The 17087-nt window shown below is 55.0% G+C and carries 16 protein-coding genes; 4 read left to right on the top strand and 12 right to left on the bottom strand.

Annotation, left to right across the window (positions count from 1 at the left end; genetic code table 11):
• Positions 1 to 19: 19 nt before the first annotated feature.
• From G9Q38_RS14760 to G9Q38_RS14770, 3 genes are read right to left on the bottom strand one after another with little or no spacing between them, the layout of a single operon-like run.
• On the bottom strand, positions 20 to 337 hold the full coding sequence (locus G9Q38_RS14760) for a DUF3325 domain-containing protein (RefSeq protein WP_166132186.1): 318 nt from the start codon (positions 335 to 337) through the stop codon (positions 20 to 22).
• Entirely contained in the window at positions 324 to 1922 is a 1599-nt protein-coding gene (locus tag G9Q38_RS14765) for a PepSY-associated TM helix domain-containing protein (RefSeq protein WP_166132187.1), read from the bottom strand. The genes G9Q38_RS14760 and G9Q38_RS14765 overlap by 14 nt, the downstream gene beginning before the upstream one ends.
• Positions 1922 to 2227 (bottom strand): hypothetical protein, encoded by a 306-nt coding sequence (locus G9Q38_RS14770; RefSeq protein ID WP_166132188.1) that lies wholly within the window; start codon positions 2225 to 2227, stop codon positions 1922 to 1924. Before G9Q38_RS14770 ends, G9Q38_RS14765 begins: the two co-directional genes overlap by 1 nt.
• Before the next feature lie 83 nt (positions 2228 to 2310).
• Between G9Q38_RS14770 and G9Q38_RS14775 the strand changes: the two genes are divergently transcribed.
• From G9Q38_RS14775 to G9Q38_RS14785, 3 genes are all read left to right on the top strand, one after another.
• Positions 2311 to 3000 (top strand): response regulator transcription factor, encoded by a 690-nt coding sequence (locus G9Q38_RS14775; protein ID WP_166132189.1) that lies wholly within the window; start codon positions 2311 to 2313, stop codon positions 2998 to 3000.
• The gene (locus G9Q38_RS14780; RefSeq protein ID WP_166132190.1) at positions 2987 to 4309 is read left to right on the top strand and encodes a sensor histidine kinase; all 1323 of its coding nucleotides are present in this window, start codon (positions 2987 to 2989) and stop codon (positions 4307 to 4309) included. The genes G9Q38_RS14775 and G9Q38_RS14780 overlap by 14 nt, the downstream gene beginning before the upstream one ends.
• A 162-nt stretch (positions 4310 to 4471) precedes the next feature.
• Positions 4472 to 6448, top strand: coding sequence for a TonB-dependent receptor domain-containing protein (locus G9Q38_RS14785; RefSeq protein WP_166132191.1), 1977 nt, complete (start codon positions 4472 to 4474; stop codon positions 6446 to 6448).
• Here G9Q38_RS14785 and G9Q38_RS14790 read toward each other — a convergent pair.
• The 8 genes from G9Q38_RS14790 to G9Q38_RS14820 form a co-directional block, all read right to left on the bottom strand.
• Positions 6421 to 7305 (bottom strand): bifunctional transcriptional activator/DNA repair enzyme AdaA, encoded by an 885-nt coding sequence (locus tag G9Q38_RS14790; protein WP_166132192.1) that lies wholly within the window; start codon positions 7303 to 7305, stop codon positions 6421 to 6423. The two genes, G9Q38_RS14785 and G9Q38_RS14790, sit on opposite strands and share 28 nt — an antisense overlap.
• Before the next feature lie 189 nt (positions 7306 to 7494).
• Positions 7495 to 7653 (bottom strand): DUF1328 family protein, encoded by a 159-nt coding sequence (locus G9Q38_RS14795; protein WP_114421460.1) that lies wholly within the window; start codon positions 7651 to 7653, stop codon positions 7495 to 7497.
• A 120-nt stretch (positions 7654 to 7773) separates the two neighbouring features.
• Positions 7774 to 8793: a TauD/TfdA family dioxygenase gene (locus G9Q38_RS14800; RefSeq protein ID WP_166132193.1), complete on the bottom strand. Its 1020-nt coding sequence runs from the start codon at positions 8791 to 8793 to the stop codon at positions 7774 to 7776.
• Between the two features lie 12 nt (positions 8794 to 8805).
• A complete protein-coding gene (locus G9Q38_RS14805) occupies positions 8806 to 10359 on the bottom strand; it encodes an AMP-binding protein (protein WP_166132194.1) in 1554 nt (517 codons plus the stop codon).
• The gene (locus G9Q38_RS15235) at positions 10356 to 11099 is read right to left on the bottom strand and encodes an ABC transporter ATP-binding protein (RefSeq protein WP_205962313.1); all 744 of its coding nucleotides are present in this window, start codon (positions 11097 to 11099) and stop codon (positions 10356 to 10358) included. The genes G9Q38_RS14805 and G9Q38_RS15235 overlap by 4 nt, the downstream gene beginning before the upstream one ends.
• 3 nt (positions 11100 to 11102) lie before the next feature.
• Positions 11103 to 12878 (bottom strand): branched-chain amino acid ABC transporter ATP-binding protein/permease, encoded by a 1776-nt coding sequence (locus G9Q38_RS14810; protein WP_205962314.1) that lies wholly within the window; start codon positions 12876 to 12878, stop codon positions 11103 to 11105.
• Positions 12875 to 13912 (bottom strand): branched-chain amino acid ABC transporter permease, encoded by a 1038-nt coding sequence (locus G9Q38_RS14815; protein WP_166132195.1) that lies wholly within the window; start codon positions 13910 to 13912, stop codon positions 12875 to 12877. Before G9Q38_RS14815 ends, G9Q38_RS14810 begins: the two co-directional genes overlap by 4 nt.
• A 7-nt stretch (positions 13913 to 13919) precedes the next feature.
• A complete protein-coding gene (locus G9Q38_RS14820) occupies positions 13920 to 15068 on the bottom strand; it encodes an ABC transporter substrate-binding protein (RefSeq protein WP_166132196.1) in 1149 nt (382 codons plus the stop codon).
• 170 nt (positions 15069 to 15238) lie between these two features.
• Between G9Q38_RS14820 and G9Q38_RS14825 the strand changes: the two genes are divergently transcribed.
• Positions 15239 to 16201 carry a LysR family transcriptional regulator gene (locus G9Q38_RS14825; RefSeq protein ID WP_166132197.1) on the top strand — a complete coding sequence of 321 codons (963 nt, stop codon included), beginning with the start codon at positions 15239 to 15241 and terminating at the stop codon, positions 16199 to 16201.
• Positions 16202 to 16211: 10 nt separating this feature from the next.
• Here G9Q38_RS14825 and G9Q38_RS14830 read toward each other — a convergent pair whose 3' ends face one another.
• Positions 16212 to 17087, bottom strand: a complete 876-nt coding sequence (locus G9Q38_RS14830; protein ID WP_166132198.1) for a sigma-70 family RNA polymerase sigma factor — start codon at positions 17085 to 17087, stop codon at positions 16212 to 16214.

The raw sequence follows: 17087 nt of genomic DNA on the forward strand, positions 1-17087 counted from the left end.
TGGATTTTCTGCAGACAGATTAAAGCATCAACGCCGCCAATAGCGCCAGTGCGCCTGCCGAAATAACAAGGCGCCGTGAACCGTAGGTTAGCAAAAGCGCAACAAGCATGGCCGCAACGCCCAACTCACCCACCCACATCGCCAGGCCAATGGAGGCACCTTCCTGCTGAATGGACTGTGTTGCAGCCAGCGCTAATATTACCCAGCCGGTCACTCTAAACGCCGGCGAAAAAGGCGAAGTGACAGGCCCACCAAAAACCGCTTCAAAGTGCCTCTTCATCGATAAGGCCAATAGTATGAAACCGAACAGGCACAGAGCCAGATTAGATATTGGCATATGACTGCTCCTTGCTCTGCGGTACCTCCTTACCGGCCGGCTTGAGTTTGGCGCTCCGGGCTCGAACGAACCATGCGGCGGTTGCCAGCACAATCGCCGCTGCCCATAAGCCAAGATCGAACCCGGCAATTAACCAATTGCCGGTTGCAATGGTCTTGATTAAATGCGTGTCGAAATACACCAGGCCAAACACGGGAAGCAGGAAATACAGCACGGCGGTTAACGTAAGCTGTTCCACCCAGGCCTGTCGGTGCGACCTGAAGCAGGCATGAATCAAACATGCTGCCCAGGCGATGAAAAAGATACGTATTTCCCAATCGGAACGCCCCGCCATGCCTAACGGCAACAACCGGTTCGCCCAGAAATAGGCGGCCAGCGCCAGCAACAGTCCGGCAATCGTGGCCACGTTAAGGCGTTCCACCAAATAATGCCCAAAATGGCTGCCCTGCTTGCGTCGCTGCGGTGCCCGCTTGACAACCCATAACACCATGCCGGTGGCCACCATGGCGGTACCCGCCAAACCGGCAATGAAAAACAGCCAGCGCAACCAGGGCCCCGCGAACCGCAGCAAATGCAAACTGGTCAACACGTTGTAGGTGGCCGTCACCGGATCAACATCGGCCTTGGGAGTGACGTCGATCAACGCCCCGCTGGCGCCATTGAATTGCATGCGCTCGTTACGACCGCGATCCAGCAGGCTGCTTGCGCCGCGTTCACGCAATTCCACAACAGCCTGATTCGTACCCGGCGCAGTCACCGTAATATGGTCGACGCCATGAGGCCACCGGACCTGCGCTTGCGCGATCATCGGCATAATCGGTGCCGCCGTTGCCGCTGTCGTATCGACGGTAGAAGGTAACTCAACAGCCGCCGGCCGCCCGCCCCGATCGTTAAAGTAAGCGCGCATATCGCCGTCGTATGCCGTTTGAACACCCCAGGGCATAAGCATGAACATCAGCAAGAGCAAGCCGCTGTAGGTAATCATGAAATGAAAAGGCAGCGAGAGAACGGCCAGGGCGTTATGGGCATCCATCCACGATCGCTGCCCCTTGCGTGGCCTGAACGTGAAAAAGTCGGCAAATATTTTCTTATGCGTGATGACACCGCTTACGATGGCCACCAACATCATCATGGTGGCGATACCCACCAGCCAGCGCGCCAGAATACGGGGTAGTCCATACAGTTCAAAATGAAACCGGTATAGGAAATTGCCCCCGCGCGACTCACGTTCAGGCAGCGGTTGTGCGGTGGACGCATCGAGCACCACCCGATGCCCACCGAACCGGCTGGGCTTCTCTCCTTTGTCGAACCATTGCACCCGCACCGCCGAATCCCTGGGTCCGGGCAGGCTGATACTCCACTGAGAGGCATCAGGCGCGAGTGCCTGCATGGCTTCCACCGCCCGTTCGGGCGTGCGTTCGTCTGCAACAGAGCCGTGCTGTTCAGGCTGCATCCAGAAACTGATTTCGTCGCGAAAAAAACTGAGCGTGCCCGTGGCGAAAATGGCATACAACAGCCACCCAAGCAACAAGCCGGACCAAGTATGCAACCAGGCATTTGTTTGACGAAAGCCCTTGGTGTTCATCACACGCTCCACGTTAGCAAGCCATAGATGCCCGGCACTGCAGCCATGACGCCTGCACCCAGCCATGCGCGAGCAAGTGAGCGCGCACAGAACGCCCAAATCACAACGACGCAGTACACCGTGAAACTGAACATGGTGGCCCCCAACACCGCCTGAGCTTTATGGGCCGGAAAGGCCAGGGCGAAACTGCCGGCATACAAGGCGCTGACGGCGTAACCGCCCACAACGGCCAACACGGCACGCGAGGCAATTTCCCATCGGTGTGAAGCAATTCCCACCGCAGTGGAGGCATTCTTTTTCTTCATAATTAATGCGAATCAATATCAAGTAGATTATCAATTGCTATAATGCCATAGTTCCCTGACCATTTTCTGACAACACCGAGGCAATGAAGCTCCTGATCGTCGAAGACCACGACCCATTAAGAACATTACTGGTTGAGCACCTGCAACGCCGTGGTTTCGCAGTGGATTCCGCCGATACAGGCATGCAGGCTATTGCCATGATGCGGTCGTTTCAGTACAGCACCGTCATTCTTGATCTGGGCCTGCCCGACATGGACGGCCAACAACTTCTTGCCACGCGAGGTTCACACCACACCGAGCCACCCCCCTACATTGTGTTAACGGCGCGCGACGCCTTGCAAAGCAAGGTAAACAGTTTGAACGCCGGAGCCGATGATTACGTGCTGAAACCGGTAGACATTGACGAGCTGGAAGCCCGTATCCGGGCAATATTGCGCCGCGCCGGACGCAACAATACGACCCTGGTACAGGGAAATCTAGTTTTCGAGCCGCAGTCGCGTCACGCCATGGTGAATGGTGGCGTACTGACCTTAACGCGACGTGAAACCATGCTGCTTGAAGAAATGTTGCGTTCAACACCGCGCATCGTCGTGAAAGACCACCTTGAGGAACGCATCTACTCGCATCACGAAAACGTGACGCTCAATGCCATAGAAGTCCTGGTGTCTCGCCTGCGGCGCAAATTGAAAGCGGCGGGGGCAACTGCCTGCATTGAAACCATACGCGGCATTGGATACCGCCTGGTTCCTGAAGAACCCCATGTGCAATCGTAGCCTTCGGTGCCGCGTCATCATTTCCCTGCTCGTCGTGTTGATGCTGGGTTTCGGCACGCTGGCATTTAATTTTTACGACACGCGCGACCAACTGCGCCGCAGCATCATGCTGATACAGGCCCACGAAATCGGCTCCGAACTTAATTCCCATAGCGACTTCACCCAACTGCCCACGCATTACGCCGGTGGCGAGCTTTCTTACACACTTTATTCGGCAGACGGCAAGCTGCTTTGGTATTCCGCCAATCTTGATCGCCCCAGACGATTGCACCGCGGCACACTTCAGAATGAAATCCAGCTTATTCGCACCACCGTGCGCAGCGGTCGGGGTTATGTCATTAACGCGCCGGTAACGCTAACCGATGGCGCTATCCTGATGGTAACCAAAGAGGACAAGCTGGAACGCGAATTGATCGGCAATCTGCTTTATCAACGTACCGTACGCAGTATGTTGTTGCTGATTCCTTTTTGCCTGCTTGCGGTTGGTATGCTTTACCTGCTAATGCGCTGGACATTACGCCCAATAGAAAAAGCGGCTGAGTTGGCCGAAGGCATCGGCCCCCATGTCCCTAACCGCCGCATCCCGCTGAACAAGCTGCCCGACGAAGTGCTACCCCTTGCCCGCGTTGCCAATGCGGGTCTGGATCGACTTGCCCAGGCGTACGCTTACGAGCAGCATATTGTCGGTGATGCCGCCCATGCATTGCGCACCCCCTTGGCGGTGCTGGGCCTGCGTTTACGCCAATGCAGCGATCAAGAAACCCCCAACTGGCCCGCCATTAACCGCGAATTTGAGCGGGTACACAAGCTTGCCAATCAATTGTTATCTTTGGCCCACCAAGACAGAATCCACGCCGGCGGCCAAAGCGACAGCGATCAAACCGACCTGGCCCGCATTGTGCGAGAGGCTGCAAGCACCATGCTGCCCTTGTTCGAAATGCATGGCCGCAATATCGAATTGCACCTGATTGACGACTTAATTGTTCAAGGCAACCCCGACCTGCTGCGCGAGGCAATACGCAACGTACTGGAAAACACTCTATACCACGGCGCGGGCCTTGTCACGATGACGCAAACAAATGACACCACCACATCGGCAGTTCTTCGTATCACCGATGAAGGCACCGGCGTGCCGCCTGAAAGCCAGGAGGCCATGTTCGTGCGCTTTCGCAAGGGCCGTGAAAACAGCGCAGGTTCGGGGCTTGGCTTGGCCATTGTGCGGCGCACGTTGCGTAATGCCGGCGGCGATGTCCGATTTACCTGCACCCAGCCCTGCACGCTGGAAATGCAATTTCGCATTATTACTTGAAGCGCGGCGCTCCGTTTGCCTGCATGCCCCCTCTCCTTTCCGTTTTTCTTCATTTGGTCAGACTGCCGTCAGGTTGCTGTGATAATTTAAATAAAAGCAAATGATCACGATTCTCGTTTGCAATTAAATTATTACCATATTCAGTTTCCATAGAGGGGAAAAATGACACATCGCCGACTCGGCTCGCAAAGTCTCGGGCTGCGCACTCTTCAGGCGGGCGCCGCCACGCTCATTACATTCAGTTTATCGGCACAGGCACAGGAAAATAGCGTGGCCACGTTGCCTGATATTGTGGTGACTGCATCCGGATTCGAACAGATGATTGCCGATGCACCGGCCACCATCACCGTTATCCCGAAAGAGGAACTGGAAGGCAAGGCCTATCGCAACGTGACCGACGCGTTGCAGGACATTCCGGGCGTATCCATTGAAGGCGGTGCCGGCGGCAAGCTTGAAAGCACGAATATCACCATTCGCGGCATGAATGAATCGTATGTGCTGTTTCTGGTCGACGGCAAGCCGCTGGGTGCTTCATCGGAGGCTTACTACAACGGTTTCGGGGGTGGCGCGCAGGTGAACTGGCTGCCGCCTGTTTCGGCGATAGAACGCATTGAGGTCATCCGCGGCCCCATGTCGTCGCTGTACGGTTCCAGCGCCCTGGGCGGCGTGATCAACATCATTACGCAGAAAGTGTCCGACACCTGGACAGGCAGCGTTACGATGGACGGTACATTGCAAGAGCACTCCGATTCCGGCAATTCCTACCAGGGAAATTATTACTTGAGTGGCCCATTGGTTCACGACCGCCTTGGGTTAACCCTGTACGGATCACGCTATCAGCGCCAGGAAGACAACATACAGGCGGGATACGCCCGCCAGCGCATTATCTCCAATAATGCCCGGTTCGACTGGATCCTGAACGACAATCACAGCCTGCGTCTGGAAGCAGGTCGTACCACCACCGACAATCGGCGCACGGAGAAATCGGGTGGCCCCAGTGATATGGATAACGAACGCGTTAACTATGGGCTGACGCATTACTGGGACTGGGGCAACAACAGTACCGAAACCTATGTGATTAACGAAGAAGTCAAGATCGAGAACGGCACGAACGAATCGAAATACAAATCCACCATCGTTAACACCAAGACGCTTATTCCACTTGAAGCACATATGATTTCAGTGGGTGCCGAATACCGAACCGAAGAAACAGACCACGATGCAAGCCGCTTCCCCGGCTCCAAGGCACTGAAACTGACACGCTGGCAAACCGCATTATTCGCCGAAGACGAATACAATATTACCGACAATTTCGCGCTTACTGCAGGTGTGCGCCTGGACAAAAACGAGCATTACGGCAATCACGTAACGCCGCGTATCTACGGTGTGTATCACTGGAACGATAACCTTGTGCTGAAAGGTGGCGTCAGCGGCGGCTATAAAACACCCACGTTGAAACAATCTGATGACGGTATCGTGGAACAAGCCGGACGCGGCCGTTCGTGGGATATGGGGAACCCCAACCTCCAACCCGAAAGCAGCACCAACTACGAGTTGGGATTCGCCTGGGACACTCCGGATAACGTGAACTTCGGCCTTATGGCCTACCACACCCGGTTCAAAGACAAAATCGACAAAACCTACGTGTGCGAAACGCCCAACGGCGCCCCGCCGTCATGCACTTACAACGGCGAGACACGATACAGCATTCAGCAATACACCAATGTCGACTCGGCAACATTACAGGGTATCGAGGCCACTTTCGGCATGCCGCTGGGCGACGTCCGGCTGACGACAAACTATACGTACTCCGACAGCAAGATCACCAGCGGTGAGGACAAAGGCCAGGCGCTGAACAACACCCCGCGCCACATGTTCAATATCGGCCTGAACTGGAATCCCAATGCCAGGCTGGGCGTCTGGGGCAAACTGAAATTCAAGAGCAATACGATTGACGGCGGCGACGACCGGATTCCGTCTTATACCTTGATCGACGTTGGTGCAACATACCAGTTCAACCAGAACCTGAGCGGTTTCCTGGGCGTTTACAACGTGTTGGACAAACAGGTGGGGAGCGAACTGTATGGCAAAACGCTGGACGGCAGAAGATACTATGCCGGCCTGACGATGGGTTTCTGAGCCGGCCCCGACATGCCCGGCAGCGTTTCACCACCGGGCATGCTTTCCCAGGCCTGAACCATGACCTTCCTGGCCGGGCCCCAGCGATAACCACCCAGCGCGCCGCTTTGTTGGATGACCCGATGACAGGGAATCAGTAACGCAATGGGGTTGGCGCCTATGGCGTTACCCACCGCGCGTGCCGCCTTGGGCGAGCCTACCCACTGAGCAACTTGGGTATAGCTGGTTATCGCACCAGGCGGTATTTTCAGCAATGCACGCCATACGGCAACTTGAAAATTGGTACCGGCCACATGCAGCGAAAGCGGGCCTGGCTTTTCCAGCTTAGTACGGCCAAAAATGGCGTCAATGACGTATTGTGTCGACGCGGCATTTTCGTTGATTGTGCTTAACGGCCAGGCATGATGCAGGTCAGCCAGCAGTTCTGCCTTACTGTTGAAATTCACAAACCCTGCTCGACACACGCCGCGCGGCGTGACAGCAACAAACATGTGCCCCAGCGGTGTCGCGTGGATGCCGTACTGTATCTGTACCTGCTTTCCCTTGTTCTTGAACTCACCGGGCGTTACCGCTTCAAGCTGCACAAAATGATCGTGCAACCTTGAACTTCCGCTTAAACCCAACTCATGGGAAACGTCAAGCAAAGAACGGGAGTTCGCCAGCAACGCTTTGCCCCGCTCCAAGGTCAGAAGCTGCAAAAAACGCTTGGGTGTCGTGCCAGCCCAACGACAAAAGAGCCGCTGAAAATGGTATGGACTGAGATGCACGTGAGCGGCAACCTCTTCCAAACTGGGTTGGTCAGCCGCCCTATCAATTAAATAGTCCATCGCGCTGGCGATGCGGTCGTAATCCGACATGCTCAAGCCTCTTTAGTGCTTCCACAGAAACGATATTAAAAACGTAATCGCCCAACGCCAACCCGAATCTTGCTGAGTTCAGCGGAAATAAAAAAGGGAACCCATCACGGATTCCCTATACCTGAGCGTTTGTGCGCCTGGCAGTTCAGCAGCCGGCAGTTTTTCAACGCCGGCCCGATACAACCGACGTTATCCGCCGCGACCAAAGAAGAAAGACACAATTGCCAAAATAATAAAGACCACAAAGATTATTTTTGCAATGTTCGCAGCCCCGGCGGCAATGCCGCCAAAGCCCAATACCGCGGCAATAATTGCAATAATGAAAAAGCCAATTGCGTAACCAAGCATTTTAATTCCCCTTCTTGTTTAATTGACCCGCAATTCATACTAGCAATTATTTGGTAGCTTGCTCACTAAAGTTACAAATTTTTGATAATTCTAGTTATTCGACATATTTAATCGCATCACCTAGGTTTGCGTGGCGTTGGTTTCATCAATGGCTATGCCATAAAAACCGTACGTATCAGTAAAACGGTTGCGGTCGTCGAAATTCAACCATAGCCGTAAAAGCCAGCGGCGGCGGGCAGAGTCATCCCAGTCGGTATAACTGGTTCGAGAATGCAAAATCGTGTGGTTGTTCAGCCATTGAATATCGCCGGGCTTGAAGTCCATAGAAAGGCACAAGCTTTCGGAAGATGCCAGGCTATCGATTAAATCGAACAGTTCAGTATGACGCCCGGTTAAAGGCGGTGCGCCCTCGTATCGTTGCCCCGATTCAATAAAATTGCGCAAATACATCATCGATAATTTGCCATTGGCCCACCCGCAAATTGAAGTAACCCAATACGGCTTACCGGTGACTGCATTGTGTTCCCCACGGTGATCAAACCAGAGCGGTTCGTATAACAAAGGAATTAAATCGGGCCGTTGACGCAAAATCTCGTTGTAAATACTGCATGAACTCACAATAAGGCTGGCCCCGCCGGTTTTGGCGGTTCGCACACAGGCCAACCCCACCACATCGGCACCGTCAACGTGAAAAGGCGCCGCATGGTTCGTGTGATAGAAGCGAGAGTTCGCGTTGGTGGTTGGGTCGGTTCCGGTCGTGTTAATAACACTGCCCAGCAGCTCGCCCTTGGCGTTTTGCACAATTGGCGAGCCAAGGTGCAAGCCCAACCCCCAGAAGGCCACACTCAGTTCTTCTTCCGTCCATTCATCCACCGGCAAGCCACGCCATAATTCAAACCCCCGCCCATCTTCAAGCTCTTTTCTTAGCGTGTCGATGCGAGGCGTAAGCAGAGGCAAAGGAAACTGCTGTTTACTCAACTCGCGCAAGGGTTGCGCCAGGTTCATGACATGGCGAACGGCCGTCTTCAACTCATCGACTTCGGCCTTGCTTAACGTGTATTTCCACTCATTGGAACCCTGCATCTCGTCCCGCGTCCATGCGGCGGCGCGATCAAAAGGCGCCATCAACATATCGCTCATCGTGTCTCTCCTTCAACTGTCGTAACCCGGCACCTGCGCCGCCATTTCGCGAATTCGCTTTTTATCCACTTTACCCACGGGGGTCTTGGGCAACTGGTCCACCCAAACAATCTGTGCCGGCCATTTGTACTTAACCAAATGCTTGGCCAAATAACTCATCAGGTCGTCGTCGGCAACGGACGCGCCGTCGGCCACAACATACGCCACCAGAACCTCCCCGCGATAGTCGTCGGGTACGCCCACGACCGCTGCTTCGCTTACATTGGGGTGACGGAACAGCACCTCTTCAATTTCGCGCGGATACACGTTAAAGCCGCTCACAATGACCAGCTCCTTCTTGCGGTCGCAAATCGTTAAGTAACCTTCTGCGTCCAGGTAACCAATGTCGCCTGTGTAAAGCCATCCATCGCGCAACGCGTCAGCCGTCTCGACGGGCCGACGAAAATATTCAGACATGATCTGAGGACCCCGGGCCCGAATTTCACCAACCTCACCCAGCCCCAATACCTTTTTGCCGTCATGCACATCAACAATCTGGATCTCGGTTTGAGGCACAGCCAAACCCACAGAGCCCAGTTTCCTCACACCACTAAAAGGGTTGTAAGCCAGTACCGGCCCTGCTTCGGTTTGCCCGTAGCCTTCACACACTGTACAGCCCGTTGCGGCCTCCCAACGACGAAGGGTGTCTTCCGCCAGCGCCGAAGAGCCTGAAGAGCACAACCGCAGCGATGTCAGGTCGGCCTGCGCAAATCCTTCGTACCCCATCAAGCCCATGAAAATAGTGGGGCTGCCCAGCATGAGGGTAATGTCGTAGCGGGCAATGGAATCCAACACGATATCGGGCTTATAGCGAGCAACAATCACCAACGTGCCGCGACAATATGCCGCCAAATAAAGGCCCATGGAAACGGCGTAAACATGAAACAACGGCGTAATAGCCAGCACCCGCTCTGCCTCGGGGCGGGTCGGCACCAGGGCTTCACGCTGACTGACATTGATTGCAACCGCCCGGTGCGACAAGCTGACGCCTTTCGGTACGCCGGTTGTACCGCCGGTGTACTGCAAGGTCGAAAGCGATTCCGGGTCGGGCAGCAACAGCTTGTCGGCATATTCCGGCTGCGCTTTCCAGCGATGCAAGCGCTGGGATCCTTCAGCGTCTCCAATACGATAACTGGCATCAAAGCGATGCAGCGCGCCTGACACCACCGCGTGCGCACTTTCGTCGTACACAATGCCCCGGGCCGCCGCATTATCCAGCACCTGGTTTAATTCGGAGGCGGTATAAGCCGGGTTAAGCGGCACCACCTGGGCACCCGCGGCCTGAACGGCATACGTGGCAATGGCGATATCCACAGAGTTCGACATGAATAGAACAACACGCTCGCCAACGCCCAAACCCGCTTGCCTTAATTGTTCGGCCATGCCTGCCACGCAGGCTGCGTATTGCCGGTACGTTAGTTGCTCGTTGCCGCATATCAGGGCAATACCTTCCGGGCACCGCCGGGCCGCGTCATCAAGCATGTGAACCACCGTCGGCCAAACCGGGGGCATTTCATCGTGTGTCATGCCGAAACCCCTTGATTGGCTCTGGACGCCCCCAGATAAGTGGCCACCACCCGCGGATCTTGCGCCAGGTCTTTAGCCGGGCCGTGTAACGCGAAACGCCCCCCTTCCATGACATAGCAATAATCTGAACTTTCCAGCGCAATTCGCGCATTCTGTTCAACCACCAAAACCGACATCTGATGGCTGCGCAGCGAAACAATGACTTTGAAAATTTCACGCACAATCAGCGGTGCCAGCCCCAAAGAAGGCTCATCGAGCAACAACAGCCTGGGTCGGGACATGAGCGCACGGCTTAAGGCCAACATTTGCTGTTCACCACCCGACAAGGTGCCCGCTTTTTGCTCAAGCCGCTCTGCAAGGCGGGGGAAAACGGATAACAACCAATCTCGTGTTCTGGCGGTTTCGGCATCACGCGTGCGACGAAAACGAAAAGCCCCCAGATCAAGATTGTCGGCAACCGACAAGTTCCCAAACAATTCACGACGTTCCGGCACCAGACACAACCCCTGTTCGACGCGGTCCTCAATAGGCCAGGCAGCGATGGGTTGACCCTGCAATGAGACGCGCCCTGTTGAAGCAATACTGCCAATCATGGCATTAAGCAGGCTCGACTTACCGGCGCCATTCGGACCCACAATGGAAACAACGCTGCTTTCTTGAACTGCCAGGCTGACACCGGTGACCGCCTGGATTTTTCCATAATTCACTTGCAGATCATCGACCTTCAGTAATGCACTCATGACCTAACTCTCCATGCCGCCCAGATACGCTTCGATTACCCGGGGATCCTGCTGTACATCTTCAGGCGAACCCATTGCGATGCGTCGGCCATATTGCAGCACCACCAGCCTGTCGACCAGCCCCATCACAAAATCCATATCGTGCTCCACCAACAACATCGTGACGCCTTGCTCGCGCAAATTGCGCAACAGCTCGGCAAGCGCCTGCTTCTCTTGCAAACGCAGCCCGGCCGCCGGCTCATCCAGCAACAACAACGAAGGGTCACTGGCCAGCGCACGCGCAATTTCAACCAGGCGCTGTCGGCCCAGCGGTAACGAGCCGGCAGGCAGCGAAGCCGCATCGGCCAGGCCAACGCGCACCAATTGACGCTGGGCTTCAAACAAGACCCGGGCCTCTTCTTTGCGATCCAGGCGCAACATGGCCCGAAACAGCCCAGGGCCGCCCCGCCCATAAGCACCCAATGCCACGTTTTCAAGCACGGTCAGGTCGGGGCGAATCCGCACGTGCTGAAAACTGCGGGCAATGCCCAGGGCCGATATCTTGCGCGGATTCAACCCCCCAATTGATTTGCCCTTGAAAAGCGCTTGACCTTCAGACGGCGAGATCACCCCCGTGAGCACGTTGAACAAGGTGCTCTTGCCGGCACCGTTGGGGCCAATCACACCCAACAGCTCCCCCGCAGAGACAGCAAAGTCAACTTGGTCGACTGCAACCAGACCCCCATAGCGCTTGGTTAAACCATGCACTTCGAGCAACGGGCTTCCCTTAGGCAAATGTTCACGCGGTGCATAAGGTTGCGCACGATTGGGCGCAACAGGAACGGAACCCGCGCTTACGCCCAGCCGAAACAAATTGGCCAGACCATTTCCCGAACCGCGCAACAGCAATATCACGACAATGCCGAACACCATGATCTCGAAACTGCCGCCCCCGCCGGTTAAGCCCGGAATGGTGTCCCGCACGACAGTACGCAGTATTTCAACTACGGCTGGGCCCACCAAAGCCCCAGCCAGGGTCGACGTGCCACCCACCACCGTCATGAATAGGTAATCAATTGAGGCACCAATTCCGAAGGGGCCCGGATTCACCACCGAAACATAATGAACATTCAGCCAGCCTGACAAACCGGCCAACACGGCGGCCAAAACAAATATCGACACATTCAGCCGGGTTGTCCAAACCCCGAAAGACTGCGCCATAAGCGGGTCTTTCAAACTGCGAATCGCACGCCCCACTCTACTGTCCAACAAATTTCGGGCGGCCAGGAACGCAAATGCGTTGAATAGCCAGATCAATATGAAAAAGAATTGGGAGTTGCCCAGATCCAGCCCTTCAATCGTAATGGGCGGGACACCTCCAATGCCGTTATAGCCTCCCAGGCCTTTGATATTGCCAAACAGGTGATAAAGGCTAATCCCCCAAGCCATCGTACCCAGCACCAAATAATGACTCGACAAGGTAATGGTGAGCCAGCCCAGCAGATATGCACTGACCCCCGACACCAACAACGCCGCGGGCAAGGAAACCCAGGGGCTCCAACCAAAGGTCGTTACCAACACGGCCGACGTATAAGCACCCAGCCCCACGAACGCCGCCTGCCCAAACGACGTTAAGCCCGCCATGCCGGTTAACAGCACAAGGCCAAGGCAAATTAACGCGTGCAAACCAATGTAATTCAACGGCGTGAGTATCGACACAGGCAACAGGGCAGGCCCAAGAATCAATATGATCGGAACCAACAGCGCCAACAACCAGCCACGGCTTATATTTCTAATCATGACTCGTCATCCTCATGCCGCACGTACAAAGATCGCCACATCAATACCGGCACCAGTGCGGCAAACACAATCACATCGCGAAACGACGAGGCGTAAAACGAGGCAAACGCATCCAGTAAACCCACACCTAACGCGCCCAACACGGCTAAAGGAAAACTCACCATTCCTGCACACACCACGCCAATGAAACCTTTGAGCCCCAACAAGAAACCAGAGTCGTAGTAAATAGTGGTAATGGGAGAAATCAAGACACCGGCCAATGCGCCGATAAACCCGGCCAGACCGAACGCAATCAGCCCGGCCGTTTCGATCCGAACCGCAGCCAACCGTGCCCCCAGGCGATTCATCGCCGTTGCGCGCAGGGCCTTACCCCAAAGCGTTCTTTCAAAGTAAGCCCACAAGCCCAGCATTAACACTATCGACACAACGGCCACGACAACCAGTTGATACGAAAGCCGGGTGAAACCCACATCGATACGCCCTGCAATCAAGGGTGCCGAGCGCAAGCCCTCGGGACCGAAGAAGAACAGGCCGGCACCCACCAACACAACGTGCAATGCAACCGCCACAATGAGTTTGGTAAGAATCGACGTATGCAGGATAGGACGAAAAACAGCCGTATAAAGCAGCGGCCCCATAGGCGCCACCAGTAACAACGTTAAAACACCGCGCACCCACGCAGACAGCTCCTGCGTTGATGCCCACCACGCAATCGCACTGACCAGCACCGGATAAATAATCGAATAAACAAACTGACGACCCACCCCGTGCCAGATCTGGGTTCGCCAAGCCGTCCAGCACCAGGAAAGCAGCGCAGCCAAACCAATGCAAGGCAAAAGCCACACCGTTCCCGGTACATTTTCCGTATTCAGAACGCCCATTGTTAATGCACCAAAGGCAACCAGCTCGCCCGCAGGCAGCCAGAGCACTTTGGTCACCAGAAACACCTGAAGAATCGACAGCGCTATAAGGGCATACAGCAAGCCGTTCGTCAGCCCGTCTTGAATCAACAATATGGCAATGGTGGCGTTCATAACGGCTTTATTCTTCCAGCAAACGGAACTTGCCGTCCTCAACGGTAATCATGACGCGGGCACGCTCGTCGAGCCCATAATGATCTTCAGGTGTATAACGATACACACCGTTGGTTCCCACAACTTCCTCGCCCGATTGAATGCCGTTGCGCAAGGCCACGCGGAATGCTTCCGTACCAGGTTTGGCGCCCGTCGCCAGTGCTTTCTCGGCGGCCGCATCCAAAATCAACATGGCGTCCCACGCATAGCCGGCAAAAGGCGAGACAGGGCCATCACCCCACTTGGCCTGATACTTCTTGATGAAATCGAGTGAGACCTGTTTGATTGGATTATTGTCGGGCAGCTCATTGGCGGCCACCATGGGGCCGGTTGGCATGCGTGCACCCTCAACCGCCTCACCCCCTGCGTCAAGGAATGCCTGAGCGACTGTACCGTGCGTTTGATAAATCGGGCCCTCGTAACCTTGATCGCGCAGGGTGGCATGCGGCAACACCGCGGGCGTGGTGGAGGCACCGATGAAAACGGCATCAGGATCAACCGCAATCACTTTCAACACCTGGGCAATCACGGAAGGATCGGTGCGGTTGTAGCGCTCTTCGGCCAACACCTCGATACCGGCCTTGGGCGCCATCTCCTTGAAAATGTTCCAGTTAAGATCGCCCCAGCCGTCGGCATAGCCGATGAACGCAGCGGTTTTCACCCCGTTCTTTTTCATGTCGTCGACAATGGCGGCCGACATCAACGACACAGGCTGAGGAACGTTGAACACAAACGGTTTTTTCTCGTCTGAAATCGCCACGGGAGACATGGCCAACTGGGCTGTTTTACTGTTGTTGGCAATATCAAACAGCGTCATGGCGGTTGGCGACGAAGTAGAGCCCACAATGGCATCGACCTTATCGACGTCAACAAAACGGCGGGCATTTTTCATGGCACTGGTTGCATCGCCGCCGTCATCCAGAATAATCCATTCAACGGGGTGCCCGCCCATCGTGGCTGGGAAAACTTCAGCCGCTTCCCTATAAGGAATCCCGTTGGAGGCGTTAGGGCCCGTAAACGTCCCCGTAAGGCCGATTTTTATCGGAGTTTGGGCAAACGAGACTGAAGAAGCCGACAGCATGACCGCTGCCATGAGTGCAAATAATTTACGAGACATGAGATCTCCTGTTGAAGTGCATGAAGCGGCAAGCGCAATTTGCCTTGCCAAAACGCAACGCTCACGCCGGATCACAGACGCTTGCAGCAAGATTAGTACTTATGCAACGATTATGAAATACCATATACATGAATATAAATACTTCTGTAATTCCATAATGGAATGTCTGAATGAACACTGAAAATGATTTTCGCCGCTTGATGGGAAGGCTGCGTTTGCGCCATCTGGCGCTTCTGGACTTGCTTGGCAAAGATCCGAATGTGGGGCGGGCGGCCAAAACAATGCATATGGCTCAACCTACTGCAAGCAAGCTACTTAGGGAAATCGAGGATATATTCGAAACAGTGCTTTTCACCCGAAACCGGCGCGGGCTGACTCCCACACCGGCGGGCGAAGTACTTGCGCGCAGAGCAGGCATTTTGCTGGCGGAAATACAGGCCACCCAGACTGAATTGCGTTCGGCCCTGAATGGGGGAACGGGCCATTTACGACTGGGCGTCTTCCCGGTAGGAGTTGCCGAAGTTTTGCCGCAACTTTACGCCGCCCTGCAAAACACGTGGCCCGGACTCACCATTGAAATAGAAGAAGCCGTTGAAAACCGTTTGCTGGATCAACTTTCGGAAGGCAAGATCGATTGTGTTCTGGGGCGGATTGTGATGGAAAATCTCACGCCCGACCTGCGCCACGAGGCGTTGTACAACGAGCCTACCGTGATTGTGTGTAGCACACGCCACCCATTACTGTCTGCAAATGCACAAGAACGCGTGCAAATACTGCGCAACATCCATTGGATGCTGCCCGCACGCCACGGCGCCGTTTACAACATGGTGGCATCGAAACTGGCCGCGCTGGGTATCAAAGCGCCTCAGGTTGAAGTGGAAACAACATCGGTGTTCGTCACCATTGAGTTGTTGAACCATACAACGCTGCTTTCCATTCTGCCCAAAAAGGTAGCACTGGCTTATGCTGAACTGAATAAGGTAGCCTTGGCGCCCCAGGGTGATCTCGAATCGAATTACCCGGTTGGCATCATGTATCGGGCCGAAGCCCTAAGTAACCCGATCATCAATTTAGTACTGGAAACGGTGCGCGCCATGTCCGGCCCCATTGCGGCCGATCACCCCCCGGCCTAGCAGAAGGCCTTCATACTGAAGACAGGTTTATTATGCCGGCCGATAGTTTGTCGGGGTTGCGAACAATATAAATCGCTGAAATAACATCATCCTCAATCAAGAGCGACGTTGTTTGAACCAGCCCTTGTTCCAGCGACACAAAACTGGGTAATCCATCGATACGGCAATGCGCCACCAACAGTTGGGAATGAAAGCCTGGCTTGCGATGCAACCCAACAAAAAAACGACTTACCTTATCGCACCCCATAACGGGCCGATACGCCGAGGGTACTTTGCCCCCCCCGTCGGTGTAGGTCACCACATTTTCAGACAATAGTGAGACAAGCGCATTCAGGTCGCCACCGCGCGTTGCGGTAAAAAACGCGTCCACAATAGATTTGCTCTGCTCTGCCGACACGGGAAAACGCGGGCGTGAATTGCGAACGTGGGTGCGCGCCCGGGCGGCAAGCTGCCGACATGCAGCAGCGTCCCGGCCAATTGCGTGCGCAACTTCATTAAATGAGAAACCAAAAACGTCATGCAACAAAAACGCCGCCCGCTCCAGGGGTGATAACCGTTCCATTGCCAGCATTAACGCAAAGGTCACCCCGTCTTCGCCTTCCTCGTGCCAATCGAGAACCGGTTCGGGCAGCCACGGGCCAATATACTGCTCCCGCTGCACGCGAGCCGACTTCAGGAAGTCGAGGCACAACCGTGTAACGATTCGACTCAGAAACGCAACGGGTTCCTGAACGCCGGCGCGATCGGTTCGATGCCAGCGTAAATACGCATCTTGCACAATATCCTCCGCATCGGCCATGGTACCCACCATCCGGTAAGCCAGCCGAATCAGGCGGCTTCGGTAGGGGTGAAATGACTCTGCGGCGCTTGTGTCGTGCGTTTGCAT

Source organism: Pusillimonas sp. DMV24BSW_D (assembly GCF_011388195.1).
In the GTDB taxonomy this organism is placed as follows: domain Bacteria; phylum Pseudomonadota; class Gammaproteobacteria; order Burkholderiales; family Burkholderiaceae_B; genus Neopusillimonas; species Neopusillimonas aestuarii.